General features: G+C 40.2%; 15 protein-coding genes. 5 read left to right on the top strand and 10 right to left on the bottom strand.

Annotated elements, in window-relative coordinates; all coding sequences use genetic code 11:
- Nucleotides 1-117 precede the first annotated feature (117 nt).
- The 3 genes from BW139_RS14020 to coaBC form a co-directional block, all read right to left on the bottom strand.
- On the bottom strand, nt 118-2865 hold the full coding sequence (locus BW139_RS14020) for a prolyl oligopeptidase family serine peptidase (protein ID WP_033103977.1): 2748 nt from the start codon (nt 2863-2865) through the stop codon (nt 118-120).
- 352 nt (nt 2866-3217) lie between these two features.
- Nucleotides 3218-3805, bottom strand: a complete 588-nt coding sequence (gene slmA, locus BW139_RS14015; RefSeq protein ID WP_008113236.1) for a nucleoid occlusion factor SlmA — start codon at nt 3803-3805, stop codon at nt 3218-3220.
- A gap of 224 nt (nt 3806-4029) precedes the next feature.
- Nucleotides 4030-5223: a bifunctional phosphopantothenoylcysteine decarboxylase/phosphopantothenate--cysteine ligase CoaBC gene (coaBC, locus tag BW139_RS14010; RefSeq protein WP_076920069.1), complete on the bottom strand. Its 1194-nt coding sequence runs from the start codon at nt 5221-5223 to the stop codon at nt 4030-4032.
- A gap of 141 nt (nt 5224-5364) precedes the next feature.
- Between coaBC and radC the strand changes: the two genes are divergently transcribed.
- From radC to rpmG, 3 genes are all read left to right on the top strand, one after another.
- Nucleotides 5365-6039: a DNA repair protein RadC gene (gene radC, locus BW139_RS14005; protein ID WP_008464109.1), complete on the top strand. Its 675-nt coding sequence runs from the start codon at nt 5365-5367 to the stop codon at nt 6037-6039.
- A 274-nt stretch (nt 6040-6313) separates the two neighbouring features.
- Nucleotides 6314-6550, top strand: coding sequence for a 50S ribosomal protein L28 (gene rpmB, locus BW139_RS14000; RefSeq protein ID WP_008464111.1), 237 nt, complete (start codon nt 6314-6316; stop codon nt 6548-6550).
- A gap of 11 nt (nt 6551-6561) precedes the next feature.
- On the top strand, nt 6562-6717 hold the full coding sequence (gene rpmG / locus BW139_RS13995) for a 50S ribosomal protein L33 (RefSeq protein WP_004587947.1): 156 nt from the start codon (nt 6562-6564) through the stop codon (nt 6715-6717).
- A 454-nt stretch (nt 6718-7171) separates the two neighbouring features.
- Here the strand turns inward: rpmG and BW139_RS13985 are convergent, their stop codons facing one another.
- The 7 genes from BW139_RS13985 to lptD form a co-directional block, all read right to left on the bottom strand.
- Complete coding sequence (locus BW139_RS13985; protein ID WP_076920067.1) at nt 7172-9187, bottom strand: methyl-accepting chemotaxis protein; 2016 nt, start codon at nt 9185-9187, stop codon at nt 7172-7174.
- A gap of 309 nt (nt 9188-9496) precedes the next feature.
- Complete coding sequence (locus BW139_RS13980; RefSeq protein ID WP_076920066.1) at nt 9497-10315, bottom strand: symmetrical bis(5'-nucleosyl)-tetraphosphatase; 819 nt, start codon at nt 10313-10315, stop codon at nt 9497-9499.
- Nucleotides 10316-10330: 15 nt separating this feature from the next.
- Nucleotides 10331-10720 carry a Co2+/Mg2+ efflux protein ApaG gene (gene apaG / locus BW139_RS13975; protein ID WP_041709470.1) on the bottom strand — a complete coding sequence of 130 codons (390 nt, stop codon included), beginning with the start codon at nt 10718-10720 and terminating at the stop codon, nt 10331-10333.
- Complete coding sequence (gene rsmA, locus BW139_RS13970; RefSeq protein WP_010391631.1) at nt 10704-11510, bottom strand: 16S rRNA (adenine(1518)-N(6)/adenine(1519)-N(6))-dimethyltransferase RsmA; 807 nt, start codon at nt 11508-11510, stop codon at nt 10704-10706. Before rsmA ends, apaG begins: the two co-directional genes overlap by 17 nt.
- On the bottom strand, nt 11507-12499 hold the full coding sequence (gene pdxA / locus BW139_RS13965) for a 4-hydroxythreonine-4-phosphate dehydrogenase PdxA (RefSeq protein WP_076920065.1): 993 nt from the start codon (nt 12497-12499) through the stop codon (nt 11507-11509). Before pdxA ends, rsmA begins: the two co-directional genes overlap by 4 nt.
- Nucleotides 12500-12501: 2 nt before the next feature.
- Nucleotides 12502-13797, bottom strand: coding sequence for a peptidylprolyl isomerase SurA (gene surA, locus BW139_RS13960; protein ID WP_076920064.1), 1296 nt, complete (start codon nt 13795-13797; stop codon nt 12502-12504).
- Between the two features lie 96 nt (nt 13798-13893).
- A complete protein-coding gene (gene lptD, locus BW139_RS13955) occupies nt 13894-16140 on the bottom strand; it encodes an LPS assembly protein LptD (RefSeq protein WP_076920063.1) in 2247 nt (748 codons plus the stop codon).
- A gap of 94 nt (nt 16141-16234) precedes the next feature.
- On the opposite strand from lptD, the gene BW139_RS13950 reads away from it, so the two are divergent.
- A complete protein-coding gene (locus BW139_RS13950; RefSeq protein ID WP_076920062.1) occupies nt 16235-17236 on the top strand; it encodes an aminoglycoside phosphotransferase family protein in 1002 nt (333 codons plus the stop codon).
- Complete coding sequence (gene murU / locus BW139_RS13945; RefSeq protein ID WP_076920061.1) at nt 17233-17889, top strand: N-acetylmuramate alpha-1-phosphate uridylyltransferase MurU; 657 nt, start codon at nt 17233-17235, stop codon at nt 17887-17889. Before BW139_RS13950 ends, murU begins: the two co-directional genes overlap by 4 nt.
- Nucleotides 17890-17901 lie beyond the last annotated feature (12 nt).

Raw genomic sequence — 17901 nt, 5'->3', positions numbered from 1 at the left:
GCTCAATATTTGCTATAAAGATTTTGGTTTAAGTTGTGGTTGGTAAATTATTTGATGTTAAAAGCTAAAAACCCCATAGCCTATCAGTGTATGGGGTTTTTAGCTTCGAGAGAGGGGTTATTCTTCTACAAACGCTTCACCTTCGTTCATCCACTTAGCGGCTGGCTTGCCTTTTAAGTAATGATCAAAGTACTGCATCATGCGTACGGAGAAATCTACCTGATTAGGGAATTGCTTTAAGTGATGCGGTTCACCTTCATATTGTAAAAATGTGGCGTCTTTACCCGCACGGCGCAGCGCTAAATAATATTGTACGCCTTCATGCCATGGCACAGCATCATCTTTGTCGCCAAACATAATCAGAATAGGGGTATTTACTTTATCGGCAAAAAAGACTGGCGAGTTTTCAATATAAAGCTCTGGGGCTTCAAATAAGCTTTTACCAATACGGCTTTGCCCTGTTTCATACTGAAATTGGCGAGCAAGCCCTGATTTTAAGCGAATGCCACTGTAGGCGCTGGTCATGTTAGACACTGGCGCACCCGATACCACAGCTTTAAACATATCAGTTTCGGTGATCATAAACGCGCTTTGATAACCCGCCCATGAGTGGCCTTGTAACCCTATTTTATTAGGATCGGCAATGCCTAAATCAATCAGCTTTTGGGTGGCGTTGATCATGGTTTGCGTTGACGACTTACCTGGGTGACCTATTTCAAAGCGAATATCAGGTAAAAAGATGGCGTAGCCATTTGATGTAAACATTGGGAAGTTAGGGCGATGATTTAATTCCATTTTAGGGAAGTCGTACATACGCTGGCTCATATAGCGGTAAAAGTACACCACAACCGGTACTTTATCGCCTTTTTTGTAGCCCGCCGGTTTGATTAATACCCCTTTTAAATCTTCTCCATCAAAGCCTTTATAGCTTATAAGTTCAGGTTCTTGGCCCCACGCGAAGTTATTAACTTGTGGATTTAAGTTCGTGACCTTTTGTGGCTTATTAAAGCTAAAGTCAGTTTGGTAAATATCAGGGAATTGCTGATAGGTTTGCTCAGTAAATAAGTATTTATCGGCATTTTTGGCTTTTTTAATTACATCAAAGCGTTTATTGCCTGTGAGTACTTTAGTAACGTTAAGCGTTGTTAAATTAAGTTTAGCAACTTCTCTTTGCTTACTTTGTAAGTTAATTGCAGAGAGCAGCAGCGTATCCTTACTGTTAAAGCCCACTTGGCTTTTATCAAGTGTGATCACTCTGTACTGAGTATTACTTTGTTTACCATTAGTTAAGCGTTTGGCTTGCTTGGTATTTACATTAAACGACCAAATATCGTATTTGCTATAAACCAGTATTTCGCTGCTATCGTTAAGCCAGCCAGCAAAGCCATAGCCAGGCTGCTTAGATGGGTAATCGTGTTTGTCATCGGCAAAGGTGGCGTTAACTGCTTTGCTGAGTACACTCACTTTGTTATTGCCTAAGTTTTTAAGCTGTACTTGGTTATTATCAAAGTAAGCAGCAAACTGACCATTAGGCGCAAGGCTTGGTCTAAATGGGTAGTCGTTAATAATAGGGGTTTGTTTACCCGTTTTTATATCAACAGCAAAGTAGTCAGCAAAAAAACCGCCATACATTACTTTTTCAAGATGAGCTAAATTTGAGTAACCTAATAATGAATCCGCGCGTTCAGTATTAAGTGCGACCTCAGGCATATTTGGTGTGCTTAACTGCACAACTTGTTGCGAGTTTACATGGTATACCGCCGTGTAATGTCGATTTTTATTATTTTCATTCCATTGCTGCTCTTCGCGAGGTTTAATTTGCGCATCGTTGTTGTGCCATACATTTAACCCTTTTTGGTCGCGAATAACCTCAAAGTCATACAGTGACGACTCATCGGTATATTCCTTTTGTTTAACTTTTTCAGCAAGTTTTGGGCGGTTTTCAAAGTACAAGCGTGTACCATCTTCGGCCCACGTTAATGTCGCGGTTTTACCCATTAACCATTCTGGGTTAGGTGAATGCACAGTGGTAAGCGTCTCGTTTTGCCAAAGCGTTAATTCGTACTGGCGGCGGCGCTTATCATCGTTCACATAGTTACCTAAGGTAAATGCAACACTCTTATTGATTGGATGCCAAGCTATTTTGCTGGCAACCACACCCGGCTCATCAATTAATGCCGTGCTGGTGAAGTCATCGAGTGAAAACAAAGTAATTTGATTATTGTTACCATCCACATAGCTTTGGCTCACTAATAGCTGATCGCTGGTGGCGCTAATATCATAGGTGAAGGCACTTTCAAGAGTATGGGTGCGCTTATCATTTAAGTTGATGATAACCAGCGGGTAGCTTTTATCTTTTTTGTCAGCAGTGATAGCGCTATTGTTGTCGGAGGTTTTATCATCCGCGTCGGTGCTTTCATTTTTGCGATAGGCAAGCCATTGGCCGTTATTAGCAAGTACGTAGTCTTTTACGTCATTAAAACGTTGTTGCTCACCAGTTTGGGTATTCACTAATACTAAATTGTTTTTTAAGTCACTTTTTTTCTTTGTGGTTTCTTTTTCAAGTAGGGTAGGCACTTGAGTGAATGCAACCCAGTTCGCCATTTTGTTAATTGTAGGGCGAGTGCCTCGCTCTACTTCAGCAATAAGCTTGTTGTTATTTAGCGAGTAGACTTGCCCTGTGGCATTGCCGCGATAAGGGGTTGCACTAAAAGAGAGAATTTGACCATTTTCAGAGAGCTGCGTACCTTTTGCAGATTTAAAATCAAATACATCTTTAAATTCTAGTGGCTTATTTGCTAAGGCACTGGCGCTCGTTAAGCTTGCAATAAGTGCGCTGCCTATAAGAGTGAGTTGTGTTTTCATTATAGATTCTCGTTTTTTAACATTATTTTATTGTAACGAGTTTTAATAACAATTCGAGTAGATACGATAAGTGGTAGCAGGGCAGAGATGAGAGGTTAAAAATGAATGGTAAAAGGTAAAAGGTAAAAGGTAAAAGGTAAAAGGTAAAACTTTCGGGCTACGGGATGCGAGGTGCTATGTATCCGTAAAAAGTTAGGGAAGCGGACGTTTAATTGTGGTTTTCAATTTTTTACTTTTTGCTCTGTGTTCAAATTAATTTATAAAAAAGAACACAGAGTTTATGTGGAATTGATGATAGGAGAAGGTTAAAGAGTTTAATTTAATAATCTTGCTGGCAAGATTACCTAAAACCTTATAACCAAATTTTTTGTAATTCTGGCCATTGTTTTTCAAATTGCTCACTTGGGCGAGCACTAAAATTACTGCGCACAAACTGATTCATTTTACCTTCAACGTAGGCAAGCAAAAAGTTAGCTAGGGTTAACTCATCGCTTTGGAAGTTTTTACCTTCACGTAGCTTACGCTCTCTAAGAATTTGTTTAAATTGGGTTTCTAGTTTTTCAAATAAGCCCTGTACACGCTCACGAAGTCGCTCTTGTTCTCCTTGTAGAGCGTCGCCTGTTAATATACGAGTAATGCCAGGGTTTTTCTCAGCAAACGTTAGCAACAGTAATAGGGTATTGTATACGCGTGCTTTGCTTTCTTTTTCGTTATCTAAAATAAGATTAATACGTGATAGCAGGGTATCTTCAATAAATTCTATTAATCCTTCAAACATCCGCGCTTTGCTAGGAAAGTGGCGATAAAGAGCGGCTTCAGATACGCCAACTTCTGCGGCAAGTTTGGCTGTTGTAATACGCTGGCCAGGGCTGGTTTCTAACATTTGTGCGAGTGCTTGCAGTATTTGCTCTTTGCGATTACTTTTTTTTGTCGCAGGCATGAACATTCCTTTTTTAATAGTTATTTTTTCTACATCAATGTGCGATAACACAGCTACCGGCCTAGTGCTGCTACAGGCAGTAACCAGTGAGACGGTATTTTCACGTGTTACGGTGAAGCTCTGGTACTGCGCAAGCATTAAACTATATTAGCGAGATAAAATTACACTAAAAGGTCACAAGGCGTCATCATGTTAATGTTTTATTCAGTTTGTTTCCAGCCTTTTTATAATCGTTTGGCAAGCTGTTCGATCACTTTGATGGCTATTTCTGTTTTGCTGGTCTCAGGTAAATCGAGTTGTTCATTTTGCCAGTAAAGAGTGAGTGCGTTACGCTCTGAATTAAAGCCCAAATCACTTTGCGATACGTCGTTAGCACAAATCATATCGAGGTTTTTATTGGCTAGTTTCCCTTTAGCGTAATTAGCAACATTTTGCGTTTCTGCTGCAAAGCCGACAGTGTAAGGGCGGCTTTGTGTAAGGTTTGCCACCGCTGCTATAACGTCTGGGTTCTTAACTAAGCTAAGAGTGAGTTCATCACCTTGTTTTTTCATCTTTTGTGTGGCGATATTTGCTGCACGGTAATCGGCTACAGCAGCGCAGCCAATAAAGGCGTCTGATTGAGGGGCGTAATTGAGTGACTCTTGCAATAGTTGCTCAGCACTTTCTATATTAATTAAATTAACCCCTTGCGGTGCCGCAATAGTTACTGGGCCTGAAATTAAGTTAACTTGCGCGCCAAATGATAAAGCAGCTTGTGCTAGTGCATAGCCCATTTTTCCTGAGCTGTGGTTTGATATAAAACGCACTGGATCGAGAGGCTCTCGGGTTGGGCCTGCAGTAATAGTAATGGTTTTACCCGCTAAGAGTTGTGGTTGCGCAGGTTCAGTGCATAAACTCACTAACTCATGCGGTTCAAACATTCGTCCTGCACCTACATCACCACAGGCTTGCTCACCCTTACCAGGTCCCCAAACAGCAACGCCACGCGCCTTTAAAGTGGCTAAATTAGCTTGCGTTGCAAGATGTGCGTACATTTGCTGATTCATTGCCGGCGCTATGGCTACTTTTGCCGGAGTTGCGAGCAATAACGTAGTGAGTAGGTCATCAGCAATGCCTGCGGCCATTTTTGCAATAATATTGCTGGTGGCAGGGGCAACTAAAATTAAATCAGCCCATTTGGCAAATTCAATATGTCCCATTGCAGCTTCTGCTGATGGGTCGAGTAATGAGTCAGACACCATTTCACCACTGACGGCTTGCATCGTTAGCGGGGTAATAAAATGCTTTGCTGATTCAGTCATTACAACTTTAACGTCACAACCATGGTCTTTTAAACGTCTTACGAGTTCGGCACATTTATAGGCTGCAATTCCACCGCTAATTCCCAGCACTATTTTTTTATTTGTTAAATTAATCATGGTTGTTCATCAATTTTATAAAATATGCTGGCTAAAATAACAAATCTTGAGCGTGACAGCTAAGATAAAATGCGTTTTATCGCGCTAATTTTTAATTTTGCATTACAGTTATATGATACTGACCGCTTTCAAGGATGAACGATGCAATTAACCTCTCTGCCTAATTCACTCAGACCGCGAGAAAAGCTGCTAGAAAAAGGCGCAAAGGCACTCTCTGATGCTGAACTATTGGCTATATTTTTACGTACTGGTTTACCCGGTATGAATGCGATAGAGCTGGCACAGCACCTGCTTAATGAAAATAAAACCCTGCATAATTTGTTTAATGCCAGTATAGATGAATTTTGTGCGCAAAAAGGGCTAGGAACAGCTAAATATGTACAGCTACAAGCGGTACTTGAGCTGAGTCAGCGTTATATGCAAGAAGGCTTTGTTCGCGATGCCGTTTTTAATTCCCCTCAAGCTGTATACGACTATTTAACCCTGCAAATGCGAGGGTTGCAGCAGGAGGTGTTTATGGTGTTGTATCTTGATAGCCAAAATCGTTTATTGAAAGATGAAATCTTATTTTATGGTACGATTAACGCAGCCAGCGTGTATCCGCGTGAAGTAGTCAAAGCAGCGTTAAAAAATAATGCGGCAGCGGTTATTTTTTCACATAATCACCCAAGTGGTATTGCAGAACCGAGTCAGGCCGATAAGCTAATTACCAATAAATTATGCCAAGCACTGCAATTAGTCGACATAAATGTGTTGGATCATATTATTATTGGTGGTGAAAATTGTGTTTCGTTTGCTGAACGGGGACTTATTTAAGTTTATCGCTCGCAGATATGTGCTAAAAATGAGCGGTTTAGTGTGTTTTGGCAAATTAGTTTAATTTAAATGCAGTTTTTACTTTCCCTAAGGGCATTCGATCTTTATAATTAGCCGCTATAAAATTTACACATGAGCTGGTTGGATAAGATCAGTATTTGATCTTTGCCTGTAAAAGCTGTATAAAGAGCGCCCTTCGATTTATCTCTAGGGCACAAATACATGGCCTTAGGGAAAAATTAAGCTCGAGCGAAGTTATTGGAGATATATAGACATGTCTAAAGTATGTCAAGTTACAGGTAAGCGTCCAGCGGTTGGTAACCACCGTTCACACGCGAGAAACGCGACTAAACGTCGTTTCCTACCTAACCTACAAACACACCGTTTTTGGGTTGAAAGTGAAAAACGTTTTGTAACATTACGCACTACTACTAAAGGTATGCGTATTATCGATAAAAAAGGCATTGACACGGTTCTTACAGAAATCCGTGCTCGTGGCGAAAAAGTTTAAGGAACTGAATTATGCGCGATAAGATCCGTTTAGTTTCAACTGCTGGTACTGGTTTTTTCTACACTACCGACAAGAACAAGCGTAACATGCCTGAAAAAATGGAAATCAAAAAGTTCGATCCTAAGGCTCGTAAACATGTGATTTTCAAAGAAGCTAAAATCAAGTAATTTAGTTTTCTTTCAGAAATGTAAAAACCCAGCTTATGCTGGGTTTTTTGTTTTTAAAATCCACTCTATTAGCCACCGAAAATATACCTACCGTAATAATGTCCATCTAATACCAATTCGCAATAATACTTAATCATTTTACAGGACTAAACGTGTCGCTATCTGCGTTAAAAAATTCTCATTTAGAACAACTAAATAGCAATTTTTTTGCCTTGCTATCAACACGTTTTTTCATCCTCAAAATAGACCACTTAATTAAGCGAATTGGTATAACCAAAGAGAACATAAAGAGTATGGGCATTAAATGACTTTACGGACTAAGCAGTTGAGTGTTGTGTATTTAGAGTGAGATTGTGGGGCATGTAAGCACACCTAATGAGGAAGTGGGTGTTTTACTATGACTTCACTAGGGTGTGAGCTGTAAGTAGCCCTAGGGCTACTTACAGTGCGATATTTATACTTTAAAGTTCTCTACTGATATTCTTAGTTCTTCAGCTAATTTAGCCACTTCTGAACTTGAAATATTAGTTTGTACTGCGCCTTCTGCTGTTTGCTCGGCAATAGCAACAATTGACTCTAAGCGCTCACTGATCTCTTGTGATACTTGTTGTTGTTCTTGTGCTGCTGTTGATATCTCTTCACTGACATTGTGCGCTTGTGATACCGCAAGTGTAATCGAATCAAGAGCACTATTAGCTAAATCACTTTGCTCAACACACGAAACCGCGCGTTCTTTACCTTTTTCCATTGCCTTAACTGCTTCTTCAGCGCCTGATTGCAATGATTCAATCATAGATTGAATCTCTTGAGTCGACTCTTGAGTTTTACTTGCAAGCGATCTTACTTCATCAGCTACCACAGCAAACCCTCGACCGTACTCACCGGCACGTGCTGCCTCAATCGCCGCATTAAGTGCAAGTAAGTTAGTTTGTTCTGCAATGCCACGAATAACGTCTAAAATACTACCAATTGATGCGCTATCTTTGTGTAGTTTATTAATAACACTTGATGCTTCATCGACTTCGTAAGCGAGTTGTTCAATGGTTGCTTTGTTTTGATTTGAAATGCCTTTAACACGTTCAGCTTCTTTATCGGCATTTTTAATTTCACTCAGTGCTTGTTGGGCACTGTTACTTACAGTTTGTGAAGTACTGCTCATTTCAGTGGTTGCGGTTGCAGCTTGCTCTACTTGCGCTTGTTGATTACTAATCGCTTTGCTTGATTCACCGGTAATTGTTGAAGTTTGCTCAGAAGCGGCTGCAAGTTGTGTTGAACGTGAAATAATACCGGTAATTAAGCTACGTAAGCTATCAATTAAGGTATTACAGCTTTTCGACAATTCACCAAACTCATCTTTTGCGCTGTCATCTAAGCGTTGAGTCATATCACCACTGGCAACAATATCTAAAATGCGGTTAACTTCTGCTAATGGCTTAGTAATACGGTTAACAGTAATGATGGCTACAAGCACAGCGATAATAGTCGCAATGATCATGCCTATCCAAGTCCATAAATTAGCTGAGTTTACATCGCTGCGTACGCCTTCTTGCAAAGTAAATGCAACGCCGCTGGCTTGTAATACTAATTCGTCTATTTGGCTAAGTGCTGTTTTAGTGGCTTTTTCCGATTCTTCTAATTCACGTTCAGTTGTGCTGATTGCATCAATAAGGCGTTTTTTATTCGCTGAAAGGCTATCGTTACCTAAGATATTGCTTTCAAGCGTATCTACGTAGCCTTTTAGGTCGTTAAACAAGCCGCTATGGCTTTGCTCTATCGCGGGTTGTATTAATGCAACAGTACGAACGACTTCTTCAAAATAATACACTTGTTCATTTTTAATAATATCGAGCGTGTTAAGCGTTTTAACAGTTAACATATCGGTGCTACTGGTAACCACAGACATAAAGTTATTTTCAAGGTTATTAGCTGCTTGATAAGCACGCGGGTGGTTATCTTCTAAGCCATCAATATCAATAATATCAAGAACCATAGAGTTAGCGTCTTCAGCCGCGAGTTCAACAGTTTCTAATTGAGCTTTGAGCTTTTTATTAAGCACTAACTGAGTGTTTTTGTCTTTCAGCAGACTCTCTATAATGTTTAAAAAACTTAAGTAGGTTTTTTCAACGTCAAGGCTGCTCTTATTTAATTGTGGGTCATCTTTTACTACCTGTTGTAGCTCGCGATGTAACTTATTAAATATTTGTTTTTGCTCTTCTATTTGCGCTTTTAACGTGGCGAGTTTTTGAGCCGATGTTATATGGAAACTAGCTTGAGCGGCTTTACTCATCAAAATAAATTCAGCTTGTAACTGAGCGCTCTTGTTTAATGCAGGAAGCGATAGCTGATTAACTTTTTGAGTTGAACGATCTATATTTGCTATTTTTATTAAAGAGTTACCGCCAATAATTAAAAGTAATAAAGTGATAAATATAAAACCACCCCAAATACGTTGACTCACTGTTAGATTCATATGGTTTTCCATTCAAAAATACGTCTATTAAAACTTATCGGCGCTTTCAACAATAAGTTAAGTAATTAAAAATAATTAATTTTTACTGTTAATAGTTAGTTGCTAAATTTACCGCAAAACTACATCACACACTAAGCATACATAATTCAACTATTCGACTATGAATATAAAATAATACAAGGCAATTCTCCTCATCCTTAATTAGATTCAGGGAGTGTTGCTATTTTTTACACTTAGTTGTGAATGGCTTGTAATTATGTAATTTAACATGCACTCTTAAACTTAACAGATGTATTAACTTTTTTCAGTTTATTTAGACAAAAGTTGTGATTTTTCTGAAAATTTTTGTTTGCTTTGTAAATCTATTAAGGTCATTGAGCCGCCCCAGACGCAACCTGTGTCTAGAGCGTACAGGTGTTTGTAGGGCGTTTTGCCTTCAAGTGCTGCCCAATGACCAAAAATAAGGTCATGTTGAGCGTTAACTATTTTAGGGTGAGAAAACCAAGGAATTAATGAGTGGCTATTGGCTGTTGCTTCTTTTGCATTAAAATTAAGCAAATTATCAGGCGCAATAAAGCGCATGCGGGTGAAATAATTAACGATATAGCGAAACTTTGCAGCGTCATCGAGCTGCTCACTCCATGAAAGTGGGTGAGGCTGATACATGTTTTTTAAGAAGTATTGAGCGTTGTCAGCACCATAGCATTGCTGCGCAAATTGGGCATGCTGAATGGCTTGCTCGCATGACCAATCAGGATTAAGTCCTGCGTGAGAGATAAAACAATCATACTGCTCTAAATAAAGAGCTAGAGGCTGAGTTTGTAAAAACGCGATGTAGTCGGGGAGTTTACTGCTGTTGAACAATGTCGTTAGTTTGTCTTTAGGGTTGGGTGCAACATTGTTTAAATAACAGGCAATCATGTGTAAGTCATGATTGCCTAATGTGACGCTAACGCTGTCTTGATGTTGATAAATATAATCAAGGCACGCTTTGGAGTCTGGGCCGCGAGCAACAATATCACCTACTAGGTAGAGGTGGTCTTTGCTAGGGTTAAAGTCGACTTGCTTTAACAATAAACTAAATTCGTTAAAGCAGCCTTGTAAATCACCTATTGCGTAGTCAGCCATTAGTCGCTGTTTTAATCAGTGTAAGATATTAGGGCAAGCTAAACGGAACACATTTATTGGTGCTTCAAACTCAGCACCAAACTCGTTTCGTAAAGTGTAATGCCCTTGCATGGTGCCTACGGGAGTATCTAATATTGCACCACTGGTGTATTTGTAACTTTCACCAGGGGCTATATCTGGGGTTTCACCCACCACACCTTCACCTTGCACTTCTACTTCTTTGCCATTGGCATCGGTAATTAGCCAATAGCGACTGAGTAGTTTTGCACTGCATAAACTATGGTTTTTTATAGTAACGGAGTAAGCAAACACAAATTTATCGAGTTCAGGTTGCGATTGCTCTTCTACATAAAATGTTTCTACAGATACCTTTACAGGTGATCCCATATTACTGCTTGTTGTCATAAATCCAGTTAGCTATATCAATAAATTGTTGTAACGACAGGCTCTCAGCACGCAAAGTAATATCAATGCCAATGCTGGTTAACTCTTCAGCGGTTAAAAGGTTGCCTAGGCTATTGCGCAGTGTTTTACGACGTTGATTAAACGCTTCTAAACAGACTGTATTTAATATTTTAACGCTCTTAGCTGTGCGCTGTTCTGCCTTTTTAGGGATTAAGCGAATAACCGCAGAGTCTACTTTAGGTGCAGGTTTAAAGCACTCTGGTGGTACTTCTACTACAGGCATAGCATTACAGTAGTATTGAGTCATTACACTCAAGCGGCCAAAGGTTTTGCTACCTGGGCCTGCAACCATGCGTTTTACTACTTCTTTTTGCAGCATAAAGTGCATGTGCTCAATATGATCGGCAAATTCAAAAAGATGAAACAACAAAGGAGTAGAAATGTTATACGGTAGGTTACCAAACACTTTTAGCTTTTTGTCATCTTTAACTAGGCTTGCAAAATCAAACTTCATTGCATCGCCTTGGTTTACGGTTAATTTAGGCCCTAAAAAAGGGTGCTCAATTAAACGTTGGGCTAAATCTTTATCTAGCTCAACAACCGTTAAATGGCCACTCAAATCTGCTACAGGCTCAGTAATAGCGCCAAGGCCTGGGCCAATTTCTACTAAATTATCCTGTGGCTTGGGGTCAATAGCGGTGACGATTTTATCAATGATTGATTCATCGAATAAAAAGTTTTGGCCAAAACGTTTACGGGCGCGGTGTCCTAAATGTACTTTATCGGTCATTGATTCTGTGCTTTTTCATGGGCGAGCTTAATTGCTTCGCGGATCGCTAATTCAAAACTGCCAACATCAGCATCGCCTGTACCGGCTAAATCAAGCGCAGTACCGTGGTCGACTGAAGTGCGGATAAATGGAAGGCCAAGAGTTATATTCACTGACTTACCAAATCCTTTGTATTTTAGCACAGGTAATCCCTGATCGTGATACATAGCCAGTACTGCATCGGCTTCATTTAGGTATTTATCTTGAAATAATGTATCTGCTGGTAAAGGACCGATTAAGTTCATCCCTTCAGCTCTTAGTATGTCAAGTGTAGGCGTTATCGTGTCGATTTCTTCGCGGCCTAAATGGCCATCTTCACCAGCGTGCGGGTTTAAGCCACAGACTAAAATACGCGGTTGCTCAATACCAAACTTGGTTTTTAAGTCATGATTAAGAATATTAGCCACTTTAACCAGTCGCTCTTGGGTAATAGCACGAGCAACATAAGCAAGCGGGATATGCGTTGTTACTAATGCAACTCGCAGCCCTTCGGTAGCCAATAACATAACAACATCAGCGGTGCCCGACTGTTGAGCAAAGTACTCAGTGTGGCCACTAAAAGAAATACCGGCTTGGTTAATAATACCTTTATGAACAGGGCCGGTAACAACAGCATCAAAAGTGCCGTCCATATTCTTTTCGCTAGCAATACGCAGTGTATCTAGTACGTATTGTCCGTTTGCGTCATTTAGTACACCCAGTTCAACCGGTTCTGCTAACTCAATCTGTTTTATGTATAAGCTGCCAGCAGCAGTAGGCATGGCTTCAGCGCTTTCATCAAATTCAATTAATTTAATGTTTAAACCTAAATGTTTAGCGCGCTGCTTTAGTAGCGAAGCATCTGCAATCGCTACTAGTTGTGCATCCCAGCTGTGCTGTGCCAATTTTAATAGCAAGTCAGGGCCAATGCCTGCAGGCTCGCCAGGGGTTACCGCAATTCTTAAGGTCATAATTATTCGTCTATTGGGAAAATTTCAACATGGGCTTGTTCGCGCATTTCTTGCTGCCAGTTAAAGCTTTCTTCTTTAAATTTACGATTAAACAACATGCCATGTGCACGATTACGTTTAGCTTGCTCAGTTTTGTCTGCAACACGTTTGTCTAGTAATTGCACAATGTGCCAGCCAAACTGGCTTCTAAATGGTTCACTGATTTCGTTTTGATCAAGAGATAGTAATGTATCTCTAAACGCAGGCACGTAGGTAGTTGGATCAGTCCAATCGTATTGTCCGCCTTTAAGTGCTGAGCCTGGATCTTGCGAGTGTTCTTTAGCTAGTTCTGCAAAGTCAGCATTACCGGCGCGTAAATCTTTAACAAAGCCAGCTAACATAGTGCGGGCTTTTTCTTCGCTTAAAATAATTGAAGGCTTAATAAGGATGTGGCGAGATTTAATTTCAGTGGTTTCTACTACTTGGCGGCCACGCACGTCTTGTACTTTAATGATGTGGAAACCCGCACCAGAGCGAAGTGGACCAATAATCGCATCTTTCTTTTCACCTTTTACAGCTTCTGCGAATAGTGATGGCATTTCGTTAATGCCCATCCAACCTAACTGACCACCCTCAAGGGCTTTTGAACCACTTGATGAAGAAATAGCAATACGCTTAAACTCTTGGCCGTCTTGTAGTAGTTCAATTACTTTGTCTGCACGTGTTTTTGCAGAGCTTACGTCGTCTGCACTTGCACCGCTTGGAATATCGATAAGAATATGACCAATATCGTATTCTTCGGCGTTTTGGCCTTGGCTATCCATAATTTTTAGCAAGTTATCAATTTCTTGGTCGCTTACATATATACGGCGGTCTACGTTTGCACGCGTGACTTGTTGGGTGGTTATTTCTTTACGTATTTCTTCGCGGTAAGCTTGAAAGCTTTCACCCGACGCTTCAATAGTACGACGCAAATCAGCAATTGTACCGCCTTGCTCTTTGGCCATGTTAGCGAGTGTTTGGTCAAGCTGACTATCTGATATCTCTAAGCCCATACGCTCAGCCATTTGCATCATTAGTGTTTGATTAACTAAGCGCTCAATTGCTTGTACACGAAGTGTTTCGTCTTTTGGCAGCTGTTGGTCTTGTTCTTCTGCTTGTTTTTTAACACGATCAACAATGGTGTCAACTTCACTTTTTAAAATAACGCCTTGGTTTACAATACCAATTACTTTGTCTATTTCGACCGGAGCGGCGAATGCACTTTGGCATAAGCTAAACGTTAAAACTGCTGATGTTAATAATTTTTTTAAATTCATATTCTTTTTACTACTCTTACTAATAGTACTGTTGTAATGCTAAATGCGGCTAGATTGATATAGTTATTTGTAAATTTTTACTATACAAAATGCAGTTTAGTCATTAAGAAAATACGGCCTACGATAACCAAAAATACCTTGTTGTAATAATTTTTGAGCATCATAACGGCTTTTACTACCAAGCCCTTTTAATACAAAATTCAAACGAATGCTCGAATCAAAAGTGGCTTGGGGTTGCCCAATTGACTGATTTAAATCAGTTTCAATTTGACGATGGCCAGTAATTTGGAACGCCCAACAGCACGATTCATACTGTAATCCACTAAATACTTCAATACTGCGGTTATTATCAAGATCGCGATGGTAACTTGCAATAAATTGCCATTCGTCACTAATAGGGATGCTTGTAAATAAGCCCGCTTGTTCGATTGTATTTCCTGAGACATCATTTGCATAGCGATGGTTCAATTGAACCAGCTGATTATCGTCACCTTTATAGTCTAAGGTTAAATTTGACTGGATAATTTGCTTGCCATCCGTGTCGTACTGAATACCACCGGATAAATACCAGCGGCGGTGCCAATGTAACATGGTTTGCGCTGCAAACAAGGCATTGTAGTTACTGTCGCTGTTAAGCCCTTGCTCTGTGGGCTTGGCTGAGTCACTTAAATAAAATATTTGGCCTGCGCTGAAGTTAAATACTTCTTCATTTTTATTATCAAATAAACGGGTGGTTGCCCCAAGCGTAAACTGATTCGCAGCGGCAATTCGGTCAACACTTGAAAAACGCGCATCTCTAAATAAGCCAAAAAAGTCGTCTTGTAATTTAGTGGTATCGTACAAGCCAATATCAGACTGATCTTTATTAGGTGTATATAAATACTGAATTTGTGGTTCTAAGGTTTGAATACCATCGTCGATAAAAATTGAGGTATCACGCTCAAAGTTAAGCTGAGAATATAAGCGCACTTTTGGCAATGTACGCGAGACAGTCTCGCTATATTGAGTGCCTTGTAAGTCGCCGTCTTGTTTATAGTTAGTTTGTAGCAAGCTTACTTCAGATAAAAACGACCAGGCATATTCTTTGTAATCAAAGCGTGCTTTAGGTTCTATATGAACGCGAGTTGCTTGGTCAATCACCGCTGAGCTATTAGTAAAGTGGCTTAGCTCGCCTGAAACACTAAAATCGAAGTAATCAATTTTCCACGGCGTAGTTTGTGTAAAGCTAACTTGAGGTAAGGCTGTATATGATTCTAGGTGGTCACCGAGTACTTCAAAGTTTTGTATTTTTATATCGGTACGCCACATCTCGCCCATATGAGTCAGTGAGCCGGTACGATAAAGCTGAGTATCGGTTTTACTTGCATAGGTTGAGTTTAAATCAGTCAGGTAGTTATCATCACTGACATTGGTAATATCAATACTGGCTCGCCAGTCTTCGCCTATATAGCTTTTTTGTTGCCAATGAAACAAGAAACGCTCGTCTAGCTCTGGCTCTGAATCATCTTTATTTAGGTATTCTACAGCCACTAGGCCTTGGTGCTCTGGGGTTAAATATCTAAATTCAGTTTGTAACTGTAGCCCCTTGCGTGACATATAACGCGGGGTAATGGTTGCATCATAGTTTGGAGCAATGTTCCAATAGTAAGGCGTAATTGTTTCTAACCCATAGCGATCTGAACTTGAAAAGCTGGGCGTTAATAAACCTGATTTACGGCGCTCATCAAGTGGGAAAGTAAAATAAGGTAAATAGAGTACTGGCGTGTCTAAAATACGTAGCACCGCATTGTAGGTCTCGCCCCAGCCCTCTTCACGAGATAAATTAATCTCATCAGCTTCAATAGCCCACACTGGCGTATTTCCAGGACAAGCAGTAAAGCTTGCATTCATCAGCATTAAGCCAGACTCATCAATGGTGAGTTTTTCCGCACCGCCTTTGCCTTGCTGTTGTGTTAGGCTGTATTGTGCGCCTAATAAGCTAAATGATGAGTTGTTTAAATCAGCGTTTAAGCCCGCACTTTGTACGTGGCTTACATAATCGCGGTAGGTAATTGGGCCGGTAGCATTGAGTAGGCCGCGTTGTTTATCAATCAGTGCTGATTGTGCGGACAAACTCATGTTAACGGTGTTAATATCAACATTGCCAGTAAATTCAGCGCTTTGTGTGCCTAAAAGCTCAACGTCATCAGCGCTGATATCAACCGTTCCAAGCTCAAGGCCAGCTAGCGGTTGCCAAGCTCTGGTTTGCATTGAAGTGCCACAAAAATTGTGTGTCAGTTCAGTTTCGGCAAGCGATGGTGCGCTCAGTACGCTTAGCATCAAAATGCCCCAGGTTTTGCTCATTTATCGACCTTTATGCTCTGTGATTAGTTACAAGCTATACATAATAAAGGAAAACAATGGCAAAGTAATTAGTGAAAAATAGATAGCTTATAAAATGACACGCTTTGAGAGTTTACAACAGTTTATTAATACTCACTTTAGTGAGCAATCCTGCGCGCTTAATGCAATAACCGCAGATGCCAGTTTTCGCCGTTACTACAGATTAAATGCTGAAAATAAAAGCTTTATTGTGATGGACTCCGATCCAAAAAAAGTTAACAACGTCCCTTATATTGCATTAAATAAGGTGTTTTCTGAGCAGGGTTTTTTATTACCATCCATTATTTATAGTGACGAGCAACAAGGTTTTTTTATTTTAAGTGATTTGGGCAGCACCCATTTAGCTGACTTGCTTGATGATGCCAATCGCAGTGAGTATTACCAGCAGCTGATCAGTTTAAGTGCCAAGTGGTCTAAAACGCCAAAAGCACCGGCAATGAACCCGTACGACAGTGATTTTATTGCACTTGAGTTGGATATTTTTAAAAATTGGTTAGTTAATGATTTTATTAGTGCAGAGCTCAGCACTGAGCAACAAAATATTTGGCAAACAAGCACTACGCTGTTAATCAATACACTGCTTGAACAACCTATAGTGACTATGCACCGTGATTACCATAGTCGTAATATTATGCGTTGCGAGCAGCAATGGGCAATTATTGATTATCAAGACGCGGTACAAGGCCCATTATGTTATGACTTGGTCTCGCTTTTAAGAGATTGTTACTTTAAGTTGCCTAATGACGAGCTTACTCACTTACTTGAGTTTGGCTATGACGAATTTAAGCGCCAAGGCTTAATAACTAATGAGTCATTTGCACAATTTAAGTATTGGTTTGATTTAACCGGCTTGCAGCGCCATTTAAAAGCGGCGGGTATTTTTTGTCGCTTGTACCTACGTGATGGCAAAAAAGGTTACTTAGCGAATATACTTCCTACGCTTGAATACGTAATAGAGGTAGCGGCACAATATCCGGAGCTTTGCGGCTTATCAGATTGGATAAAAAATTACGTGATACTAAAAGTACAGCAGCGGTTAAAAGAGGAACAATTATGAAGGCGATGATTTTAGCTGCTGGACGCGGTAAACGTATGATGCCGCTCACCGCACAGCTGCCAAAACCTATGTTATGTGTGGCAGGTAAGCCACTTATTGAACATCATATTATGCGCTTAAAAGCGGCTGGCATTAGCCAAATTGTGATTAACCTTGCGTGGCAAGGAGATAAAATAAAAGCCTATTTTGCAGATGGCAGTGCATGGGGGGTAACCATAACCTATAGCCAAGAGGTGACTGGCGGGCTTGAAACTGCAGGCGGTATTATTCAAGCACTTCCTTTATTAGGTGAGTCATTTATTGTTATTAATGGTGATGTTTACAGCGACTACGATATTAGTGCATTAATGCAGCTGCATTTACAGCCAAAAGAAGCGCACATTGTATTGGTTGAAAATCCTGCGCATAACCCAGAGGGTGATTTTACCCTAAGCCACTTACCTAATAGTGAACAGCGCTATACATTTTCTGGAATTGGCCGTTACCAGGCTGATTTCTTTGAAGGGCTGGCCCTAGGTATCCGCCCGTTAGGGCCTTTACTGCGTGAAAAATTAAATGAACATTTAGTCTCCACTGAACTCTATATTGGCCAATGGGACGATATAGGCACACCAGAGCGTTTATCGACTCTTAACCAACAATTAGCGCCATAAGCTAAATATAAA

The sequence above is a fragment of the Pseudoalteromonas sp. SK18 genome (assembly GCF_001974855.1).
Lineage (GTDB): Bacteria > Pseudomonadota > Gammaproteobacteria > Enterobacterales > Alteromonadaceae > Pseudoalteromonas.
This window is presented reverse-complemented; position numbering and strand designations above follow the sequence as displayed.

Excerpts from the sequence above, each read along its gene's own strand:
- pdxA (WP_076920065.1), bottom strand. The coding sequence starts at position 12,499 with ATGACCTTAAGAATTGCGGTAACCCCTGGCGAGCCTGCAGGCATTGGC.
- apaG (WP_041709470.1), bottom strand. The coding sequence starts at position 10,720 with ATGACAACAAGCAGTAATATGGGATCACCTGTAAAGGTATCTGTAGAA.
- BW139_RS13980 (WP_076920066.1), bottom strand. The coding sequence starts at position 10,315 with ATGGCTGACTACGCAATAGGTGATTTACAAGGCTGCTTTAACGAATTT.
- murU (WP_076920061.1), top strand. The coding sequence starts at position 17,233 with ATGAAGGCGATGATTTTAGCTGCTGGACGCGGTAAACGTATGATGCCG.
- BW139_RS14020 (WP_033103977.1), bottom strand. The coding sequence starts at position 2,865 with ATGAAAACACAACTCACTCTTATAGGCAGCGCACTTATTGCAAGCTTA.
- rpmB (WP_008464111.1), top strand. The coding sequence starts at position 6,314 with ATGTCTAAAGTATGTCAAGTTACAGGTAAGCGTCCAGCGGTTGGTAAC.
- slmA (WP_008113236.1), bottom strand. The coding sequence starts at position 3,805 with ATGCCTGCGACAAAAAAAAGTAATCGCAAAGAGCAAATACTGCAAGCA.
- coaBC (WP_076920069.1), bottom strand. The coding sequence starts at position 5,223 with ATGATTAATTTAACAAATAAAAAAATAGTGCTGGGAATTAGCGGTGGA.
- rpmG (WP_004587947.1), top strand. The coding sequence starts at position 6,562 with ATGCGCGATAAGATCCGTTTAGTTTCAACTGCTGGTACTGGTTTTTTC.
- BW139_RS13950 (WP_076920062.1), top strand. The coding sequence starts at position 16,235 with ATGACACGCTTTGAGAGTTTACAACAGTTTATTAATACTCACTTTAGT.
- rsmA (WP_010391631.1), bottom strand. The coding sequence starts at position 11,510 with ATGACCGATAAAGTACATTTAGGACACCGCGCCCGTAAACGTTTTGGC.
- surA (WP_076920064.1), bottom strand. The coding sequence starts at position 13,797 with ATGAATTTAAAAAAATTATTAACATCAGCAGTTTTAACGTTTAGCTTA.
- lptD (WP_076920063.1), bottom strand. The coding sequence starts at position 16,140 with ATGAGCAAAACCTGGGGCATTTTGATGCTAAGCGTACTGAGCGCACCA.
- BW139_RS13985 (WP_076920067.1), bottom strand. The coding sequence starts at position 9,187 with ATGAATCTAACAGTGAGTCAACGTATTTGGGGTGGTTTTATATTTATC.
- radC (WP_008464109.1), top strand. The coding sequence starts at position 5,365 with ATGCAATTAACCTCTCTGCCTAATTCACTCAGACCGCGAGAAAAGCTG.